Origin of the sequence: Nocardia sp. NPDC050378, assembly GCF_040655675.1 — a bacterium.
Lineage (GTDB): Bacteria > Actinomycetota > Actinomycetes > Mycobacteriales > Mycobacteriaceae > Nocardia > Nocardia coubleae.
In genome coordinates, this window is the sequence record NZ_JBFAKI010000004.1 from 425,088 (window position 1) to 444,525 (window position 19,438).

Annotated in this window: 19 protein-coding genes; 8 read left to right on the plus strand and 11 right to left on the minus strand. The window is 68.0% G+C overall.

Annotated elements, in window-relative coordinates:
• Positions 1–2: 2 nt before the first annotated feature.
• The 9 genes from ahcY to cofD form a co-directional block, all read right to left on the minus strand.
• A complete protein-coding gene (gene ahcY, locus AB0I35_RS12175) occupies positions 3–1,484 on the minus strand; it encodes an adenosylhomocysteinase (protein ID WP_357395822.1) in 1,482 nt (493 codons plus the stop codon).
• Positions 1,485–1,540: 56 nt separating this feature from the next.
• Entirely contained in the window at positions 1,541–2,698 is a 1,158-nt protein-coding gene (locus tag AB0I35_RS12180) for an alkane 1-monooxygenase (RefSeq protein WP_357395823.1), read from the minus strand.
• Between the two features lie 153 nt (positions 2,699–2,851).
• On the minus strand, positions 2,852–3,475 hold the full coding sequence (locus AB0I35_RS12185) for a TetR family transcriptional regulator (protein ID WP_357395824.1): 624 nt from the start codon (positions 3,473–3,475) through the stop codon (positions 2,852–2,854).
• A gap of 2 nt (positions 3,476–3,477) precedes the next feature.
• A complete protein-coding gene (locus AB0I35_RS12190; protein WP_067491380.1) occupies positions 3,478–3,660 on the minus strand; it encodes a rubredoxin in 183 nt (60 codons plus the stop codon).
• Positions 3,657–3,830, minus strand: coding sequence for a rubredoxin (locus AB0I35_RS12195; protein ID WP_357395825.1), 174 nt, complete (start codon positions 3,828–3,830; stop codon positions 3,657–3,659). The genes AB0I35_RS12190 and AB0I35_RS12195 overlap by 4 nt, the downstream gene beginning before the upstream one ends.
• On the minus strand, positions 3,827–5,059 hold the full coding sequence (locus AB0I35_RS12200) for an alkane 1-monooxygenase (RefSeq protein ID WP_357395826.1): 1,233 nt from the start codon (positions 5,057–5,059) through the stop codon (positions 3,827–3,829). The genes AB0I35_RS12195 and AB0I35_RS12200 overlap by 4 nt, the downstream gene beginning before the upstream one ends.
• Before the next feature lie 189 nt (positions 5,060–5,248).
• Complete coding sequence (locus tag AB0I35_RS12205; protein ID WP_357395827.1) at positions 5,249–5,770, minus strand: NUDIX domain-containing protein; 522 nt, start codon at positions 5,768–5,770, stop codon at positions 5,249–5,251.
• Between the two features lie 139 nt (positions 5,771–5,909).
• Positions 5,910–7,256, minus strand: coding sequence for a coenzyme F420-0:L-glutamate ligase (locus AB0I35_RS12210; RefSeq protein WP_357395828.1), 1,347 nt, complete (start codon positions 7,254–7,256; stop codon positions 5,910–5,912).
• A complete protein-coding gene (cofD, locus tag AB0I35_RS12215; protein ID WP_357395949.1) occupies positions 7,253–8,221 on the minus strand; it encodes a 2-phospho-L-lactate transferase in 969 nt (322 codons plus the stop codon). The genes AB0I35_RS12210 and cofD overlap by 4 nt, the downstream gene beginning before the upstream one ends.
• A gap of 515 nt (positions 8,222–8,736) precedes the next feature.
• Here cofD and AB0I35_RS12220 point away from each other — a divergent pair.
• The 8 genes from AB0I35_RS12220 to AB0I35_RS12255 all read left to right on the plus strand — a co-directional run bounded on the left by AB0I35_RS12220 (position 8,737) and on the right by AB0I35_RS12255 (position 16,367).
• Entirely contained in the window at positions 8,737–8,970 is a 234-nt protein-coding gene (locus tag AB0I35_RS12220; protein WP_133733920.1) for a WhiB family transcriptional regulator, read from the plus strand.
• Positions 8,971–9,084: 114 nt separating this feature from the next.
• Positions 9,085–9,567 carry a metallopeptidase family protein gene (locus AB0I35_RS12225; protein ID WP_201449895.1) on the plus strand — a complete coding sequence of 161 codons (483 nt, stop codon included), beginning with the start codon at positions 9,085–9,087 and terminating at the stop codon, positions 9,565–9,567.
• An 85-nt stretch (positions 9,568–9,652) separates the two neighbouring features.
• Entirely contained in the window at positions 9,653–10,027 is a 375-nt protein-coding gene (locus tag AB0I35_RS12230) for a DUF3499 domain-containing protein (protein WP_067491375.1), read from the plus strand.
• A gap of 349 nt (positions 10,028–10,376) precedes the next feature.
• Positions 10,377–11,756 (plus strand): phosphomannomutase/phosphoglucomutase, encoded by a 1,380-nt coding sequence (locus AB0I35_RS12235; protein WP_357395829.1) that lies wholly within the window; start codon positions 10,377–10,379, stop codon positions 11,754–11,756.
• Between the two features lie 169 nt (positions 11,757–11,925).
• Entirely contained in the window at positions 11,926–13,146 is a 1,221-nt protein-coding gene (locus AB0I35_RS12240; protein WP_357395830.1) for a tobH protein, read from the plus strand.
• Entirely contained in the window at positions 13,146–14,366 is a 1,221-nt protein-coding gene (manA, locus tag AB0I35_RS12245; protein WP_357395831.1) for a mannose-6-phosphate isomerase, class I, read from the plus strand. Before AB0I35_RS12240 ends, manA begins: the two co-directional genes overlap by 1 nt.
• An 82-nt stretch (positions 14,367–14,448) precedes the next feature.
• Positions 14,449–15,366: a cation diffusion facilitator family transporter gene (locus AB0I35_RS12250; protein WP_357395832.1), complete on the plus strand. Its 918-nt coding sequence runs from the start codon at positions 14,449–14,451 to the stop codon at positions 15,364–15,366.
• Positions 15,367–15,419: 53 nt separating this feature from the next.
• Entirely contained in the window at positions 15,420–16,367 is a 948-nt protein-coding gene (locus AB0I35_RS12255) for a cation diffusion facilitator family transporter (protein ID WP_067637479.1), read from the plus strand.
• Here AB0I35_RS12255 and AB0I35_RS12260 read toward each other — a convergent pair.
• Both AB0I35_RS12260 and AB0I35_RS12265 read right to left on the minus strand, forming a co-directional pair.
• Positions 16,358–17,827 carry an NAD(P)/FAD-dependent oxidoreductase gene (locus AB0I35_RS12260; protein ID WP_357395833.1) on the minus strand — a complete coding sequence of 490 codons (1,470 nt, stop codon included), beginning with the start codon at positions 17,825–17,827 and terminating at the stop codon, positions 16,358–16,360. The genes AB0I35_RS12255 and AB0I35_RS12260 overlap by 10 nt on opposite strands.
• 166 nt (positions 17,828–17,993) lie before the next feature.
• A complete protein-coding gene (locus AB0I35_RS12265) occupies positions 17,994–19,349 on the minus strand; it encodes a cation:dicarboxylase symporter family transporter (protein WP_357395834.1) in 1,356 nt (451 codons plus the stop codon).
• Positions 19,350–19,438: the final 89 nt, after the last annotated feature.

The window sequence follows — 19,438 nt, forward strand, 5'->3', positions numbered from 1 at the left end:
ACTCAGTAGCGGTAGTGGTCCGGCTTGTACGGGCCTTCCACGTCCACGCCGATGTATTCGGCCTGATCCTTGGTGAGCTTGGTCAGGGTGCCGCCGAGGGCCTCGACGTGGATCTTGGCGACCTTCTCGTCGAGGTGCTTGGGCAGGCGGTAGACCTCGTTGTCGTACTCCTGCGGCTTGGTCCACAGCTCGATCTGGGCGATGACCTGGTTGGAGAAGCTGTTCGACATGACGAACGAGGGGTGGCCGGTGGCGTTGCCCAGGTTGAGCAGGCGGCCCTCCGACAGCACGATGATCGACTTACCCGATTCGAAGGTCCACTCGTCGACCTGCGGCTTGATGTTGATCCGGGTGGCGCCCGAGCGCTCGAGGGCGGCCATATCGATCTCGTTGTCGAAGTGGCCGATGTTGCCGAGGATCGAGTGATCCTTCATCGCCTTCATGTGGTCGAGAGTGATGATGTCCTTGTTGCCGGTGGAGGTGATGACGATGTCGGCGTCGCCGATCGCCTGCTCCACGGTGACCACGTCGTAGCCGTCCATCAGCGCCTGCAGCGCGTTGATCGGGTCGATCTCGGTGACCTGCACGCGCGCGCCCTGACCGGCCAGCGACTCCGCACAGCCCTTGCCGACGTCGCCGTAACCGCAGATCAGCACCTTCTTGCCACCGATGAGCACATCGGTGCCGCGGTTGATGCCGTCGATGAGCGAGTGGCGGGTGCCGTACTTGTTGTCGAACTTGGACTTGGTGACCGAGTCGTTGACGTTGATCGCCGGGAACACCAGCTCACCGGCGGCGGCGAACTGGTAGAGGCGAAGCACACCGGTGGTGGTCTCCTCGGTGACGCCCTTGACCGAGTCGGCGATGGTGCCCCATTTGGTCTTGTCGCGCTCGAGGCTCTCGCGCAGCAGGTTCAAAAACACCGTGTACTCGGCGGAGTGCTCCTCGTCGGCGGGCGGGACCACGCCCGCCTTCTCGAACTGCGCGCCGCGCAGCACGAGCATGGTGGCGTCACCACCGTCGTCGAGAATCATGTTGGCGGGCTCGCCCGGCCAGGTGAGCATCTGCTCGGCCGCCCACCAGTACTCCTCGAGGGTCTCGCCCTTCCACGCGAAGACCGGCACACCCTTGGGCTCCTCGACGGTGCCGTGCGGCCCGACGACGACCGCCGCGGCGGCGTGGTCCTGGGTGGAGAAGATGTTGCACGACGCCCAGCGAACCTGCGCGCCGAGGTCGACAAGCGTTTCGATCAGGACAGCGGTCTGCACCGTCATGTGCAGGGAACCGGAGATACGGGCGCCCTTCAGCGGCTGCACGTCGTGGTATTCACGGCGCAGCGCCATCAGGCCCGGCATCTCGTGCTCGGCCAAGCGGATCTCTTTGCGGCCGAATTCGGCCAGCGACAGATCTGCCACCTTGTAATCGATGCCGTTGCGGACGTCAGCGGTGAGCTCGGTGCGCGGGGAGAGTTCTGAGGTCGTCACGCAGGCAAGGCTACCGTCTGCGGCCGCCCCTGTTCCCGCCTCCGCCCAGGTCGGAGTCAGGCGGCCGCGCGGTATCTGGCCAGCAACCGTCGCTGTTTGACCGGCGCCACGTTCGCCAGGCTGAGATCGCCGCCGTAATGGGCGGCCACCCGGGGGTCCATCACCGCACGCCACAGGGGTGGGACGGCCGCGAGCAGGATCATGGTCGCGTACCCGGCGGGCAGTTGCGGTGACTCACTGGTGCTGCGCAGGGTCTGGTAGCGGCGGCCGGGGTTGGCGTGGTGGTCGCTGTGACGCTGCAGATGGAACAGGAAGATGTTGGTGACCAGGCGATCGGAGTTCCAGCTGTCACGCGGGGAGCAGCGTTCGTAGCGGCCGTTGGGCTTACGCGCGCGCAGCAGTCCGTAGTGCTCGACGTAGTTGACGGTCTCGAGCAGCATCACCCCGATCACCGCCTGCAGCGCCAGCCAGGGCACGATCGCGAGCCCGAAGACCAGCACCAGCGAACCGAACAGCAGCACCGACATCGACCATGCCTGCAGGATCTGATTGCCGGGGTTCCACCAGCGCAGACCCTTCCTGGCCAGGCGTGCGCGCTCCAGCTGAACGGCGGAGCGGAAGCCGCCGATCACGCTGCGCGGCAAGAACTCCCACAGCGACTCACCCATGCGGGCACTCGCCGGATCCTCGGGTGTCGCGACCCGCGCGTGATGGCCGCGGTTGTGTTCGACGAAGAAGTGCCCGTACCCCGACTGGGCGAGCGCGATCTTCGACAGCAATCTTTCAGCACGCTCCACCCGGTGGCCCAATTCGTGGGCGGCGTTGATGCCGATGCCGCTGACGAAGCCGACCGTGGTGGCCAGGCCGAGCTTGTCGACGACGTCGAGGTCGTTGCCCGCCCACATCGCGCAGGCCAGCAGCAGGCCGATGAGCTGGATGGGCAGGAACAGATAGGTGCACCAGCGGTAGTAGCGGTCCCGCGAGAGCGCCTCGTAGTCCTCGTCGCGTGGGTTGTTGCCGTCCTCGCCGACGATCCAGTCCAGGACGGGGATCGCGATCAGCACGATGACGGGACCGATCCACCAGAACGCTTCGGCGCCGGTGCGGTACACGAGCTGGGAGGGCAGCAGCGCGCACGCCGGCGCGATCAGCCCGAGAGCCCAGAGATACCGTTTGGGATCACGAAAACCCCCCGGTTTGCCAACCGTTTGCACACCCGCTCCGCTACAAAAAGACCAACTGCCGACGGATGTGAATACTGACAGACCAGGGGCACGTTACACAGCGGCCACTCCTCAAACGTGGTGATGGTTACATCACCGCGAATAAGAGCTGATCACCCCTTATAGTGATCCGTCCCACTCCGTCTAGGGGCGAATACCACGTGCCTGAACAATCGCCTCCACATAGGGACTCAGCAACGCCGCCATCTCGGCGGGTGCGTCGCGTTCGGGGACCGGCGGATTGGGGATATAACTCAGCGCGATGCGGACCAGCGCGTGCGCGAGGACATCGGCTTCGGTGTCGGTCGCGTTCACCCAGCTGTGCTGGAAGACGTCGGCAAGGCGCGCGGTGGCGTGTTCGAGGAGGGGGCCCGCGTCGAGGGTGATGAGCCGCAGCAGATCAGGCTTCATCTCCCCGGCGAGCAGCGATCGGACGAGCGGGTCGGCCGCGGCGGCGAAGAAGAAGCCGGTCATGCCGTCGCGGATGGACTCGCGCGCGTCGCCGACGTGCCGATGGATCGCGTCGCGCACCTGGTCGACGAGGGAGTCGGCCAGGCGCAGCGCGTAGGACTGGGAAAGGCCCGCGCGCGACCCGAACTCGTTGTAGAGCGTCTGCCTGCTCACCCCGGCCCTGGCGGCCACGTCACCGAGGGTGATCTTGGACCAGTCCCGTTCGGTGAGCAGCTCGCGCATGGAGTCCAGGACCGAGGTGCGCAGTAGTTCGCGCGCGGCCTCCTGGTACGGCGGGCGCGCACGTGAGCGCGCCACGCTCACGAACGTTCGATCTCGACCATGAAGAAATCGGATTTGCGGGCACCGCAGTCCGGACAGGTCCAGTCGTCGGGGATGTCGTCCCAGCGGGTGCCGGGGGCGATGCCGTCGTCGGGCCAGCCCTGCGCTTCGTCGTATTCGAATCCGCACTGGGCGCACTGGTAGAGCTTGTATTCGGTCATCGCGCTACTCCTACCGCCTCGAAATCGATCTTCTCCCGCACTCCGCAGTCCGGACAGCACCAGTCGTCCGGCACCGCCGACCACGGGGTACCTGCCGGAAAACCTTCGCGCGGAGCACCTTCGGTTTCGTCGTAGACATAATCACAGACGGGGCATTTGTACGCACTCACGGCGCCTCCGTTCCGTACTTCGCCAGCACCTGCTCGCGGCGCTTGGGCTCGATATTGGCCAAGGTGACATCGCCGCCGTAGTGCGCGAGCAACCGCTTGTCCATCACCTTGCGCCAGATCGGCGGGAAGTAGCTCAGCAGGATCATGCTGGCGTAACCGCTCGGCAGGTTCGGTGCGCCGTCCCAGCTACGCAGCGTCTGGTAGCGACGGGTCGGGTAGGCGTGATGGTCGCTGTGGCGCTGCAGGTGGTAGAGGAAGATGTTGGTGACCAGGTGGTCGCTGTTCCAGCTGTGTTCGGGGGCGGGCCGCTCGTAGCGCCCGCTCGGCGTCTTCTGCCGGACCAGGCCGTAGTGCTCGAGGTAGTTCACCGACTCGAGCAGGCTGAAGCCGATCACCGCCTGCAGGATCAGGTACGGCAGCACCTCGATACCGAAGGCCAGGATCAGCCCGAGCCACAGCACCACCGACATGGCCCAGGCGTTGAGCACGTCGTTGCGCAGCGTCCACGGGCCCTTGTCCAGGCGGGCGAGCCGTTCCTTCTCGAGGTGCCAGGCCGAGCGCAGGCTGCCCCAGACGGTGCGCGGCCAGAAGGCCCAGAAGGTCTCACCGAGACGCGAACTCGCCGGGTCCTGCGGGGTGGCGACCCGCACGTGGTGACCACGGTTGTGCTCGATGTAGAAGTGCCCGTAGAACGACTGGGCCAGCGCGATGCGCGAGAGCCAGCGCTCCAATTCGACCTTCTTGTGGCCCAATTCGTGCGCGGTGTTGATCCCGATGCCGCCGATCATGCCGACGCTGATCGCGATGCCGATCTTGTCGACCACGTTGGCGCCGCCGGGGAAGCCGAGCCAGTGCAGGTTGTCGGCGGTGATGATGTAGCAGGCGAAGATCAGCGAGGCGTACTGGAACGGCAGGTACAGGTAGGTCAGGTAGCGGTAGTACTTGTCGTTCTCCAGCTGTTCCATGACCTCGTCGGGCGGGTTGTCGCCGTCCGGGCCGAAGAACAGGTCGGCCAGCGGGATCACGATGTAGACCAGCACCGGGCCGAGCCAGAACGGCACTTCGGCCAGCCGGTGCCAGCCGAGCTGGTTGAGGCCCCAGATCATGGGGATCGCGATCGTGAACAGTCCGGTGGGGGCGAACAGGCCCCACAGCCACAGATATCGCTTGGAATCGCGCCATTGCGGCGGCGCTGCCGTCCGTTCGGACGGGTTGGCGTCGGTGGACATCGTTGTCTCCATCCTGAGGCACATCTCACAACTGTGATGTGCGTAACTCTCTGTCACAGACGATAGGCCGCTCGCCCGGTCGGTGTCTAGACAAATTTGCGAATTTGTAAAGTGGGTAACGGGGAGATAACGGAAAAGGCGGCCGCATCCGTTCGGATGCGGCCGCCACGATCGCCGGTCAGCGAGGGGTCAGGCTTTCAGCGCCACGTCGGCGCCAGGTGGTAGCCCGTCGACCGGCCACCACCGCAGATCGGTGGATTCGGCGCTGCGCACCGGGACCGCACCGGGGGGCGCGATGACCTCGAACAACAGGTCCAGATGACGAGTCGGCACACCGAGCGAACAGGTGATCGGATGCGCCTGCGCGCCGTACAGCCCGGGCACCGGCGACAGATCGGGAATACCGGATTCCTCGACGGCCTCGCGCAGCGCGGCGTCGGCGACGGTGTCGTCACCGGGTTCGCAGTGGCCGCCCAACTGGATCCAGCGACCCACGCGCGGATGCAGGGTGAGCAGCACCTCGCGGCGGTCGTGCGACAACACGATCGCCGAAGCGGTGATGTGGCCGGGCGCGTGCTCGCGCAGACAGCCGCGCGGTGCCGACCCGAGAAACGCCAGCATCGCTTCGCGCAGTGAGGAATCCGCGTCGGTGGGTGGTTTCCAGGCGGTGAGGAGTTCGGTGGCCGAGGCGTGCAGGGATTCAGCGCTCATGACAGTGCCTCCGCATCGGGCAGGCGCCGTCTCGGCCGGCCGCACCGAGCCGCTCCGGGCGGCGCGTTGTCACCGCCGAGCGCAGTGCCGTGCCGGTCGAGGCTCGCCGGCAGTAGCCGCGCGCTATCAACCGCCCGGCTCACAGTTCGACCAGGCCAGGACCCGGTTCGCCGACCGTCCGCGGCTCGGGCGTCTGCAGTGGATGCCCGATGGCGATGGCGCCCAACGGGTTCCAGTCGGCCGCGAGACCGAGGACATCTCGGGTCACCTCCGGCGCGAAGATCGTCGAGCCGATCCAGCAGCTGCCGAGACCGTCGGCGGCCAGCGCCACGAGCAGACCCTGCACGGCGGCACCGACGGCAACGGTGAACATCGTCTGCTCGGCCGCTTGGCGACGCGCGTCCGGATAGTCGTGCGCGCCGTCGGGCACGCAGAACGGGATCACCACCTCCGGCGCGTCGACCAGGATCTGCCCGCGCGCGACGCGACGTTCGATCCGCTCCGGGTCGAGTCCGTCGGCCGCGAGATCGGCACGCCACTTGTCGGCCATGGCGGCGAGCAGCCGGGCGCGCACGTCGCGATCACGCAACCAGACGAAGCGCACGGGCCGGGTGTGATGCGGCGCCGGGGCGGTGAGACCGGCGGCGACCGCGGCCCTGAGCCGTTCCGGGTCGACCGGTTCGTCGCTGAACGCGCGCACCGAACGACGAAGGGGCACAGCCTGTTTGCGGCCGAGCTCGATCGCCTCGGCGGTGCCGAGCCAGAACAGGTCGTCTACCCCGCCGCGCAGCAGCGCCGCCGCGTTGGAGCCGTCGTCCACGGTCGGCAGGCCGCGAACCACCGCGACCGGCACCGCGCCGAGCTTGCCCTTCACCAGGTCGGCGGCAGCGGCGAGTTCGTCGGCGACGGCCACCTGGGTGACGTGTAGTTCATTGCCCTGCCCGTCGACCGCGCCCGCGTAGTCGTGCAGCACGCGCAGGCCGGCCGAGCCGATGGCCGCGTCGATCTGACCGTTGCGCCAGGCGCGGCCCATCGTGTCGGTGACGACCACGGCCACGTCGACGCCGAGCCGCTGGGCGACGGCCGCGCGCAGCGCTTTGGCGCTGGCGTCGGGATCCACCGGGAGCAGCACCAATTCGCCCTCGGCCACATTGGAGCCGTCGACACCGGAGGCGGCCTGCACGATGCCGAGCCGGTTCTCGGTGATGAGGGTGCGGCCTTTGCGCGCGAGCACCCGCACCGCCTCGGCGTCGACCAGCTTGCGGCGGGCGGTGTCGCGTTCCTCCGGGTCGGTCGGGGCGGCGACGATGCGGCCCTCGGCCTTGGACACGATCTTGCTCGTCACCACGAGGATGTCACCGTCGGCGAGCCAGGGCGCCTGTGCCACAAGGTGTTCGGCGATGTCGTCGCCGGGCCGGAACTCCGGCAGACCGGTGACCGGCAGGATGCGCAGTTCGCCCGCCGCGTGGTCGGTCGGTGTGCTCACGCCTTCACTCCCGCCAGTTCGAGTGCGGCACGGGCCATTTCGGCCGTCGCCTCGGGATCGGACATGAGCAGCGGCACGCTGCGCACCTCCACGCCGGGCACCTCGGCGGTGTCGGTGGAGTGGACGAGCCAGCCGTCGAGTATGCCGGTGGCCGAGCGGGCGCCGTAATGCCTGCCGACCCCTTCGGCCGTCGAATCCACCCCGATCACCTTCAGGCACTCATCGGCCATGCCGCGCAACGGCTTTCCATCGATCACGGGAGACAGGCCGACGACCTTGGCTTCGGTGGTGCGCAACGCGCCACGGATACCGGGCACGGCGAGGATCGATCCGATGCTCACGACGGGGTTGGACGGGGCGAGCAACACGGCGTCAGCCGCCGCTATGATCTCGGTCACATTTGGTGCGGGAGAGGCTTGTTCGGCGCCGATCGAGGCAAATCCGTGTGTCGGAAGCGCCGCGCGGTACCGCACCCACCATTCCTGGAAGTGGATCGCGCGACGTTCGCCAGCATTGTCGGGATCGCTGACCACCACGTGGGTTTCGCAGCGGTCGTCGGTTGCCGGAATGAGTTTCACGCCCGGCTGCCACCGATTGCACAGCGCTTCGGTGACCGCGGACAGCGGAAATCCGGCGCGCAACATCTCGGTGCGAATGAGGTGAGTGGCGATATCGCGATCGCCGAGCCCGAACCAATCGGGCTTGGCGTTGTATTTCGCCAGTTCCTCCTTGGCGTGCCAGGTCTCGTTCGCGTGGCCCCAGCCACGTTCGGGATCGATGCCACCACCGAGGGTGTACATGCAGGTGTCGAGGTCGGGACAGATGCGAAGGCCGTGCATCCAGACGTCGTCACCGACGTTGACGATGGCCGAGATATCAGCGTCGGGCAGCAGCTGCCTGACGCCGAGGAGGAACCGTGCACCCCCGACACCACCGACGAGAACGGCGATCTTGGGCTCGCGCACCGCGTGTTGTGCAGTCACAGGGAGACAGCCTATGTGGTGCCGGTTGCCGGGTTGTTTCCCCGTGCTGAAGAACAAAGTTGCTGGTCATTTGCCACGGCACATAACAAGATCAACACGAAAGGCGGGTCCGGAGTGTAACGGAAGGGTGACGGCGGGTTGACCACCGGCAAGTGCGGCGTGTCTAATCACAGACATGTCATTCCGGTCACCGCGAGAAGACATAGCGCGGGGGCGTTTGCGAGAGGGTGCCGGCGCGCCGGAAGGCAGGCTCGGGGAAGCCCGCGAGACTACGTCGCGGTGTTGGGCCGTCGGGGTTCTAGTTGGTCCGACGGAAATCATTCTGCGCTAACACATAGTGAGGAGGCGGAACGATGACCGAAAACCTGGTCTCGCCGACCGATTCCACAGCAGGCGCAGCTCACGCTGTCTGCGCTGAAACGAGCTGGCCGGAACCGGACGCGGCAAGCGAAGTCGCGGCCCCCCGGCTGAGTCTGGTCGTCACGGGCTTCGACGAAATGTTCGAGTCGATCGAAGAGCAGTGGCAGGAACGTGCCCTCTGCGCTCAGACCGACCCCGAGGCGTTCTTCCCCGAGAAGGGCGGCTCGACCCGTGAGGCCAAGCGCATCTGCTTGGGCTGTGAAGTGCGTGACCAGTGCCTGGAATACGCGCTGGCGCATGACGAACGTTTCGGCATCTGGGGCGGTCTCTCGGAACGAGAGCGTCGCAGGCTGAAGCGCGGAATCGGATAAGTGACTGTTCGAAAGTAGACTCTCCAGGCCTGGCCCGGAGCCACGCAGGCGCAGTACGTCGGTGTCTCCGGGCGAACGCCCGTTTACCGGTCAGGCGAGAGAGGCGAAGTACCCATGGCACGTTCCCGGCGACATCTTCCGGCGCCGACCGCTCGTTCGGTGACCCGCCGCGGTCGCGGTGTCCGTGGCCCCATGCTCCCGCCGACGGTGCCCGCCTGGCGCACGCGCGGGCAGAAATTCGACCGGCTGGTGCTCGAGGCCTTCGCACCGCTGGACACCCGCTGGCACGACCGGCTGACCAAACTCGACATCGCCGTCGACGACGTGCCGAAAATCCGTCCGCTGCATCCCGATTCGGTCACCTGGCCGGACGAGGTCGTCGCCGACGGGCCGGTCCCGCTTTCCCGGCTCATCCCCGCGGGCGTCGACCGGCACGGTGCCGCCACCCGCGCGCGCGTGGTGCTGTTCCGTAAGCCGCTCGAGCTGCGCGCCGCCGATCCCGACGATCTCGTCGAGCTGTTGCGCGAGGTGCTGGTGCAGCAGATCGCGACCTACTTGGGTGTCGATCCCGACCTGATCGACCCCGAACCGGAGTAGCGGCGCGCGAGAACGACGCCCTCGTCACCGCGTGTCCGTATCCACTTTTGTGGGCGGGAGGGTTAATCTCGACGTCGTGATCCCTATGCGTCGTTGCTGCCGACCCGGCTGCAAGAACCCGGCTGTAGCGACGCTGACGTATGTGTACTCCGACTCGACCGCCGTCGTCGGACCCCTGGCCACCGTCGCCGAACCGCATTCCTGGGATCTGTGCGAAACCCACGCCTGCCGCATCACCGCCCCCAAGGGCTGGGAACTGGTGCGTCACGAGGGCGGCTTCTCCTCCAGCACCCCCGACGACGACGATCTGACCGCCCTGGCCGAAGCCGTTCGCGAAGCAGGCCTACGCCGCCGCCCCGCCGAACCCGACCAGCCCGGCTACCGCGACACCGCCACCCCGGCCCCCCGCCAAACCCGCACCGGCCGCCGCGGCCACCTACGAGTCCTCCCCGACCCGTAGGCAGTTCCGCCTCCCCGCGACTCTGGCCGGACTCGGGTGCGGGGAGACCTGCGTTGGCGGCCAGACTCCCGTGCCGGGTCGCCGGAGCCCGTGCCGGGGAGTCACCCATGTGCTTGCGAGATCCGGCGTTGCGACTCCGGGCCACGTGCCGCTCGGTTTGCCCGCCAACGCCTCGTTCCCCACACCTGAGTCCGACCACGAGTCCCGCGGGCAGCAGGTGAGCACATGGGTAACTCACCGGGCACGAGCAAACCCGGCACCCCACCCAAGTCTGGCCGCCAACGACACCTCCCCCGCACCGGAGTCTGGCCAAAAGACCCGGGGAGGCGGGTGAGCTAGGCTTTGCGGCATGACGACCCTCGCGCGCTCTGGCGAACTCGTGAACGCCGTGATCAAGGCTTATGACGTCCGCGGGGTGGTGGGCGAGCAGATCGACGCCGGGTTCGTCCGCGATGTCGGCGCCTCTTTCGCCCGGTTGATGCGTGCCGAAGGCGCCGAGCGCGTGGTCATCGGTCACGACATGCGTGAGTCCTCCCCCGAGCTGGCCGAAGCGTTCGCCCAGGGCGTGCAGAATCAGGGCCTCGACGTGGTGCACATCGGGCTCGCCTCCACCGATCAGCTGTACTTCGCCTCCGGCAGGCTCGGCTGTCCCGGCGCCATGTTCACCGCCAGCCACAACCCCGCCAAGTACAACGGCATCAAGCTGTGCCGGGCCAACGCGCTGCCGGTCGGTCAGGACAGCGGCCTCGCCACCATCGCCGCCGAGGTCGTTGCCGGTGTGCCCGCCTACGACGGTGCGCCCGGTTCCGCCTCGACCGTCGACCTGCTCGCCGACTACGCGAGCTTCCTGCGGAAGCTGGTGAATCTCGACGAGGTCCGCCCGCTCACCATCGCGGTCGACGCGGGCAACGGCATGGGCGGGCACACCGTCCCCGCTGTGCTCGGAACGCTCGGACCCGTCACCATCGTGCCGCTGTACTTCGAGCTCGACGGCTCCTTCCCCAACCACGAGGCCAACCCCCTCGACCCGAAGAACCTGGTCGACCTGCAGGCGCTGGTGCGCTCGAGCGGCGCCGACATCGGTCTGGCCTTCGACGGCGACGCCGACCGTTGCTTCGTCGTCGACGAACGGGGCGAGCCGGTGTCACCGTCGGCGATCACGGCTTTGGTCGCGCAGCGCGAGCTGGCCAAGGAACCGGGGTCGACCGTCATCCACAACCTCATCACCTCCCGGGCGGTGCCCGAGCTGGTCGAGGAACTCGGTGGCAAGCCGGTGCGCACGCGGGTCGGCCATTCGTTCATCAAGCAGGAGATGGCCGCCACCGGCGCGGTGTTCGGTGGCGAGCACTCCGCGCACTACTACTTCCGCGACTTCTGGGGTGCCGACTCGGGCATGCTCGCCGCGCTGCACGTGCTCGCCGCACTCGGTGAGGGCGACCGGCCGGTGTCGGAACTGATGGCCGCCTACGACGTGTACGCGGCCTCGGGCGAGATCAACTCGACCGTCGCCGACGCCGCCGACCGCACCGCCGCCGTGCTCGCGGCCTTCGCCGATCGCACCGTGTCGGTGGACCGCCTCGACGGCGTCACCGTCGACCTCGGCGACCACGCCTGGTTCAACCTGCGCGCCTCCAACACCGAACCCCTGCTCCGGCTCAACGTCGAGGCCGGATCGCAGGCCGAAGTAAACGCACTCGTGACCGAGATCCTGAGCATCGTCCGCGCCTGACTGGGAACATGGAAACCAGGATGCGGAACCACATGAACAGGAACCGGCCGAACGAGTCCAACGGCTCTGTTCGATACCGAGATCCTGAACATCGACCGCGCCTGACTGGGAACATGGAAACCAGACGGCCGTGGAGCACACAGCGCGATGAGGGGAGGTGGACTCGGCGATGATCGCTGGAACACCGGTCTTCGACCTCGATGATGCCGCGTCGCTCGAGGCGGCCGACACCGGCGGCTTCTTACGATCGGCGGCCTCGGGCGGTGCCCAGGTGCGGGCGACCGCCGCCGCGGTCGCCGAGACCTCCCTGATCGAACGGCTGTCGGAATTGCGGGCGCGCAGCCTGGTGCTCGTCACCGGTTCGGGTCGCGCCGCCCGGGCAGCCGGACTGCTGGTCGCCACCCTCGGTGACCGTGCCGGACTGCCGATCGTGCCCGTCACCGCGCTCCCGCCGTGGGTCGGACCGCTAGACGTGGTCCTCGTCGCCGGCGACGACGCGGGCGACCCGCGCCTGATCGACGCCGTCGACCGGGCCGTGCGACGCAGTGCCGAAGTGGTGATCGCCGCCCCCAACGAGGGCCCGCTGCGGGCGGTCGCCGCCGGTCGCGCGATCGTGCTCGAACCCCGCGTGCCCGTGCTCGACCACAACCGGCTGCTGCGTTTCCTCGCCGTCGGCATCGCGGTGCTGCGCGGTATCGACGCCCAGCGCAGTGTCCCCGCCACACCCGATCTGACCGCGCTCGCCGACGTGCTCGACGCCGAGGCCCTGCGCGACGGACCGCACAACGAGGTGTTCCACAACCCGGCCAAGACCCTCGCGACCCGCATGCACGGCGTCGGCGTCGTCCTGGCAGGCGACTCCCCCGCCGCGGTCGAACTGGCCGGGCACGGCACCGAGGTGCTGCTGCAGTCGGCGGGCAAGCTGGCCTCGGCGGCCGACCTGGCCGACACGGTCGCCGCCGTCGGCAGGCTCGCCCAGGCGGCCGGTGGCGCCGCGCCCGGTTTCGATCCGCTGTTCCACGACGAGGAACTCGACGGTCCGGCCCCGGTCGACCGGGTACGTGTGCTCGCCCTCAGCGTGCACCCCGATCAGGCGGCCGCGCGCCGCAAGCTGGCCGTGTTCGAGGGTGCGGGCGGCGGGCTCGTCGACGCCGATCTCGTGCACGCCGATGTCGACGTACTCCAGTCCCAGCTCGCCGAACCCGGCTCGGAACCGTCCGCGGAGAGCGCGACCGCCACGTCCGCCGCAGGGGGCGGGCACGGCAGTGAGCTCGTGCAACTGGCGGTGCTCGCGCTGCGGCTCGACATGGCCGCGGCCTACCTTCGCCTCGGCTCGCACGGTGCGGCCGCGAGCGACCAGGCCCGATATCACGACGGGGGACGCTACTAGTGCAGGAACTCGTTGGTGCGCTGCGTTCTTACGCATGGGGATCGCGCACCGCGCTCGCTCGGTTGTGTGGCAGGCCGGTGCCCTCGGCGCATCCGGAGGCCGAACTGTGGTTCGGCGCGCACCCCGCCGACCCCGCGCACGTGAAGTCCAACGGCAGTTCGCGTTCGCTGCTCGAGGTACTCGCCGCCGATCCGGTGCGCGAATTGGGCCCGGTCGCCGAAGGTTTCGGTCCTCGGCTGCCGTTCCTGCTGAAGATTCTCGCGGCGGAGGAACCGCTGTCGCTGCAGGCGCATCCGAGTTCGGCGCAGGCGCTTGCCGGTTTCCAGCGGGAGAACCGTGTCGGTGTGCCGCTCGACTCGCCGCTGCGCAACTACCGCGACGACAGCCACAAGCCCGAACTGGTCGTCGCGCTGGAGCGTTTCGAGGCGCTGGCCGGTTTCCGCAACCCGCAGCGCACCGTCGACCTGCTGCGCGCCCTGAACGTGCCCGGCCTCAGCGTGTACGCCGAACTGCTTGCCGCCCAACCCGATTCGGCGGGCCTGCGCACGCTGTTCACCACCTGGATCACCCTGCCGCCCGCCGCCCTCGCCACCCTGCTGCCCACGGTGCTCGAGGGATGCGTGCGGTACCTGTCGGGCACCGGGCCACGCGAGTTCACCGCCGAGGTCCGCACCGCGCTGGAACTGGCCGAGGTGTACCCCGGTGACGCCGGGGTGCTCGCCGCGCTGCTGCTCAATCGACTCACCCTCGAACCGGGGCAGGGCCTGTTCCTCGCGGCCGGAAATCTGCACGCCTACCTGCGCGGCGTCGGTGTGGAGATCATGGCCAACTCCGACAATGTGCTGCGCGGCGGGCTCACCCCCAAGCATGTCGACGTGCCGGAGTTGCTGCGCGTGCTCGACTTCGAACCGATCGACCTGCCGGTGATCGAGCCCGAACCCGGTCCCGACGGCAGCGTCCGCTACCAGACCCCGGCTCCCGAATTCGCGCTGTGCCGGTTCGATCTGGCGCCCGATGCCGAACCCGTCGCCCTCGCCGACGCCGGACCCGGCATCGTGCTGTGCACGCACGGAACGATCGAATTGCGTCACGACGGGCGCGAACTCATCTTGGCGCCGGGCAGCGCCGCCTGGATCTCGGCGGCCGACACCGACATCCGCGCGCGAGCACTCGGCGGTGCCGCGCAGCTGTTCAGCGCCTGCGTGGGCGACGGGAACTAGCGTCGGGGCGAACTTTTCGCGCCACTCCCCTTAGGCTGTTGCGAGCAAAGCGTGTTCGGCGAAGCGGGAGGACGGGGACAAGATGTCGGCTGGTGGCGGCAAGAAGGCGATCATCGCCGCATTGACGGCCAATGCGGGGATCGCGGTGGCCAAGTTCGTCGGCGCGGCGATCACCGGATCGGCGTCGATGCTGGCCGAGGCGGTGCACTCGGTGGCCGACACCTCCAATCAGGGTCTGCTGCTGTTCGGTCAGCGTGCCGCGGCGAAGGACGCCGACGAACTGCACCAGTTCGGCTACGGGCGCAACCGGTACTTCTACTCGTTCGTCGTGGCGCTGGTGCTGTTCACCCTCGGCTCGGTGTACGCGATCTACGAGGGCATCCACAAGATCCAGCATCCCGAGGAACTGAGTCAGCCGATCGTCGCGATCGTCATCCTCGGTATCGCGATCGGCCTCGAGACGTTCAGTTTCATCACCGCGGTGCGCGAGTCGCGCCCGCTCAAGGGTGACGCCGGCTGGTGGCGGTTCATCCGCACCTCCCGCAGCCCGGAGCTGCCGGTGGTGCTGCTCGAGGACACCGGCGCCCTGATCGGTCTGATCCTGGCCTTCGGCGCGGTCGGACTCACCATGATCACCGACGATCCCGTCTACGACGGCATCGGCACCCTGTGCATCGGCGTGCTGCTCGGCATCATCGCGGTGGTGCTCATCATCGAGATGAAGAGCCTGCTCATCGGTGAGGGCGCCACCCCCGAACAGGATCGCGCCATCCGCGACAACCTGATCGACGGCGAGAAGATCACCTCCGTCATCCACCTCAAGTCCGAGTACATCGGTCCGGAGGAAATGCTCGTCGCCGCGAAGGTGGCCATCGCACCCGGCCTCGGGATCTCCGATATCGCCGAGGCCATCGATGCCGCCGAGACGCGCGTTCGCACCGCGGTCCCGTTCGCCCGTCTGATCTACCTCGAGCCCGACCTGTACCGACAGGCGAAGTAGACACGGCCTGGGGTCGGGGGCATGCGTCGGCGAGGACGGTAGCGTGCCCCGGTATGGCCGCTGAAGGTGGAGACAGCAAGATCGCGATCCTGGCCGCGCTCGGCGCGAACGCCGGGATCATGGTCGCGAAGTTCATCGGTGCGTTCATCACGGGCTCGTCGTCCATGCTGGCCGAGGCCGTGCACTCGGTGGCCGACACCGGCAACGAAGCGCTGCTGCTCGTCGGCCGCAACCGGGCCGAGCAGGCGCCCGACGTGCTTCATCCCTTCGGTTACACCCGCAACCGGTACTTCTATTCGTTCGTCGTTGCGCTCGTGCTGTTCACGATGGGCTGCCTGTTCGCGCTGAACGAGGCGGTGCACAAGATCCGGTTCCCGCACGAACTCGAGTCGCCCGGGGTCGCGATCGTGATTCTGCTGGTGTCGATGCTGCTCGAGGGCTTCAGTTTCCGCACCGCGCGCCGGGAATCGGAGCCGTTGAAGGGCAAGCACTCCTGGTGGCATTTCATCCGCAACAGCCGCAATCCCGAGCTGCCGGTGGTGCTGCTGGAAGACCTGGGCGCACTGGTGGGGTTGATGTTCGCGTTGGCCGGTGTCGGGCTGACGGTGCTCACCGGCAACGGAGTGTGGGACGGCATCGGCACGCTGCTCATCGGCCTGCTGCTCGGCTTCAACGCCATCGTGCTGATCGTGGAGACCAAGAGCCTGATCATCGGTGAGGGCGCCACCGCCGCCGAGGACCGGGCCATCCGCGACGCGCTGCTCGCCGATCCGCGCATCGTGCGGGTGCTTCGCCTGCAGACGCAGTACCTCGGTCCGGAGGACCTGCTGGTGAACGCCAAGATCGCCATGCAGCCCGAACTCGACATCAGCCGCGTCGGTGCCGCGATCGACGCCGCCGACGCCCGCATCCGCGAGGCGGCGCCGAGCGTGCGCACGGTCTATCTCGAGCCCGACGTGTTTCGGCCCGAGAAGGCCGGTGCCACCGGCAGTCACCGATAGGCGGGTTCCTCACCGCGCAACAGGTCGAGTGGGTCGGTGACGATGCCGAACCGGGTGCGCAACATGTGGTGTGTCGCGTGTAGTCCGGACATGCCGTGCACGCCGGGGCCGGGGGACGTCGACGACGAACACAGATAGGTGCCGGGAATCGGGGTGGCATACGGGTTCCAGCGGGCCAGGGGCCGGAACACGGTCTGGCGCAGGGTCATCGCGCCCGCGGAGATATCGCCGCCGATGTAGTTGGCATTGTGGGCGGGCATGAACGCGGCGGGGCGAACATGCTTGGCGAGAACGAGGTCGCGGAATCCGGGAGCGAAGCGTTCCACCTGGGCGATCACGTCCTCGCTGATATCGCGATCGGATCCGTTGGGAACGTGGGCGTAGGTATAGAAGGTGTGCTTGCCCTCGGGGGCGCGGGTGCTGTCGACGACGCCGGGCTGAATGGCGAGCACGTACGGGCGGTCGGCGAATCGTCCTGCGGCGATCTGCTTTTCGGCCTGCATCGCCTCGGCGCGGGTGCCGATCAGGTGCAGGGTGCCTGCCAGGTCGGCGCCGGGCGCGGTCCACGGCACCGGGCCCGACAGGGCGAAGTCGACCTTGCACGCCGCCCCGCCGTAGCGGAAACGGCCGAGGCTGTTGCGGTAGCGCTCGGGCAGGCGGTCACCCGCGATGCGCAGCAGTTCGGCGGGTGAGGTGTCGAACAGGACGGCGCGGGCGGTGGCGAGTTCGGCGAAATCGTCGACGCGATGACCGGTGACCACCTCGCCGCCAAGGCGTTCCAGCTCCGCGATCAACGCGTCGGGGATGGCCTGGCTGCCGCCGCGCGGGATCACCCAGCCACCCGCGTGGGCAAGGGTGCCGAGCAGCAGTCCGGCGCCGACGGCGGGAATGGCGCGCGGCTGGGTGATGGCGTGGGTGGCCACACCGGTGAGCATGGCGGGGGCCGCGTCCTCGTGAAAACGGTTGTTCCACAGCGGTGATGCCTGTTCGAGCACCCGCAGCCCGAATCGCACACCCGTCGGGACGTTCAGCGGCGGGTGCCGCAGGTCCGACATGGCCAGCTCCACCACCGCGGGCCAGTGTTCGACCAGCGGGGCGAACAGCGAACGCCAGGCCGGACCGTCGCGGCCGAGATCGGCGACCGTGGATTCGAGATTGCGCCAGGCCAGTCCGGCGACACCGCCGTCGAGCGGGTGCGCGTAGGAGACGGTGGGCGCGAGCAGTTCCACACCGTGTGCGGCGAGGTCGAACGCCCGAAAGAACGGTGAGGCCAAGGCCATGGGGTGCGCGCCCGCGCACACATCGTGATGGAAGCCCGGCAGGGTCAGCTCGGCGGTGCGTGAACCACCACCCGGCTCATCCTGTGCCTCGAGCACCCGCACCGAGAGCCCGGCGCGTGCGGCGATCACCGCCGCGGCGAGCCCGTTCGGCCCCGACCCGACCACTACGACTTCGGCCATCGCCGTCCCTTCGCCGACCGACTTTCTCTCCAACCTACGCGGCGAATCCGCGCCCGCGGCCGAGTGCCGCGTCACCTCTGCAGGGGGCCCGCACCGCGATTCGTGTGCGCGTCGGGGTGCCCGACCGCGGACCTGCTCCGCGTCGCGGCGGGGCCGGTCCGCTGTTCTACTGAACCGCGACAGGGGCAGGCTCGGTGGCGGGCTTGGCTTCGGGGGCGCTGTGATCGTCGTCGACCATGGTCTCCTCGTCGAAGGGGAGTTCGCGGTCGAGTACGCGGCGGGTGCGGTCGGCGTCGACGGTTTTGGTCCAGGTGCCGATGAGCAGGGTGGCGACGGCGTTGCCCGAGAAGTTGGTCAGCGCACGGGCTTCGGACATGAACCGGTCGATGCCGACGATCAGGCCCACACCGTCGAGGAGTTCGGGGCGGTGGCTCTGCAGACCGCCCGCCAGCGTCGCCAGGCCCGCACCGGTGACGCCCGCCGCGCCCTTGGACGCGATGATCATGAACAGCAGCAGGCCGATCTGCTCGCCGAGACTCAGCGGCTGACCGAGGGCGTCGGCGATGAAGATCGAGGCCATCGTCAGGTAGATGGCCGTGCCGTCGAGGTTGAACGAGTATCCGGTCGGCACGACGACACCGACCGTGGTCTTCTCCACACCGGCGTGCTCCATTTTGGCGATCAGCCGTGGCAGCGCCGACTCCGACGACGAGGTCGCCACGATCAGCAGGTACTCCCGGGCCAGGTACCGGCACAACTTCAGGATCGACACACCCGACACGATCCGCAGTACCGCGCCGAGCACACCGAAGACGAACACCAGGCACGTCAGGTAGAACGCGATCATCAGCGTCGCCAGCTCCACGACCGCCGACCAGCCGGTGCGCCCGACGACATTGGCGATCGCACCGAACGCGCCGATCGGTGCCAGCCACAGGATCATCGACAGGATCCGGAACACGAGCTTCTGCCCGAGCGACACCGCCCGCAGGATCGGCTCGCCCGCCGCGCCCATGGCCTGCACCGCGAATCCGACGAGCAGTGCGACGAACAGCGCCTGCAGCACGCTGCCCGCCGTCAGCGAGGACACCAGCGTGGTCGGCACGATGTTCTGGATGAAGTCCCAGGTACCACCCGCACCGTGCGCCTGCTCGGCGTACTTGGCGCCCGCACCGGGCTTGGCCGCGCCGAGTCCGGACCCGGGTTCGATCAGGTTGCCGACCACCAGACCGATACCGAGCGCAGCCGTCGACATGGCGAGGAAGTAGGCGATGGCCAGACCACCGACCTTGCCGACGGTGGCCGCCGCCCGTACCGAACCGATGCCGAGCACGATGGTGCAGAAGATGACCGGCGCGATCATCATCTTGATCAGATTCACGAACAGGGTACCCAGCGGCGCCAGTGACTGACCGAACTCCGGTGCCAGCCTGCCGACGAGAATGCCCGCTAGCACCGCGATAATCACCGCGATGTACAGCCAGTGGGTATGGTCTCGTTTTCGCGCGGTGGTTGTGCTCATGGCAGCGAGCATGCACCGCTGGTGTGATCGTCGTCACGTTTGGTACATAACGTGCTTTAGGTACATAACGTTCAGTTCGAGGTCGGAGG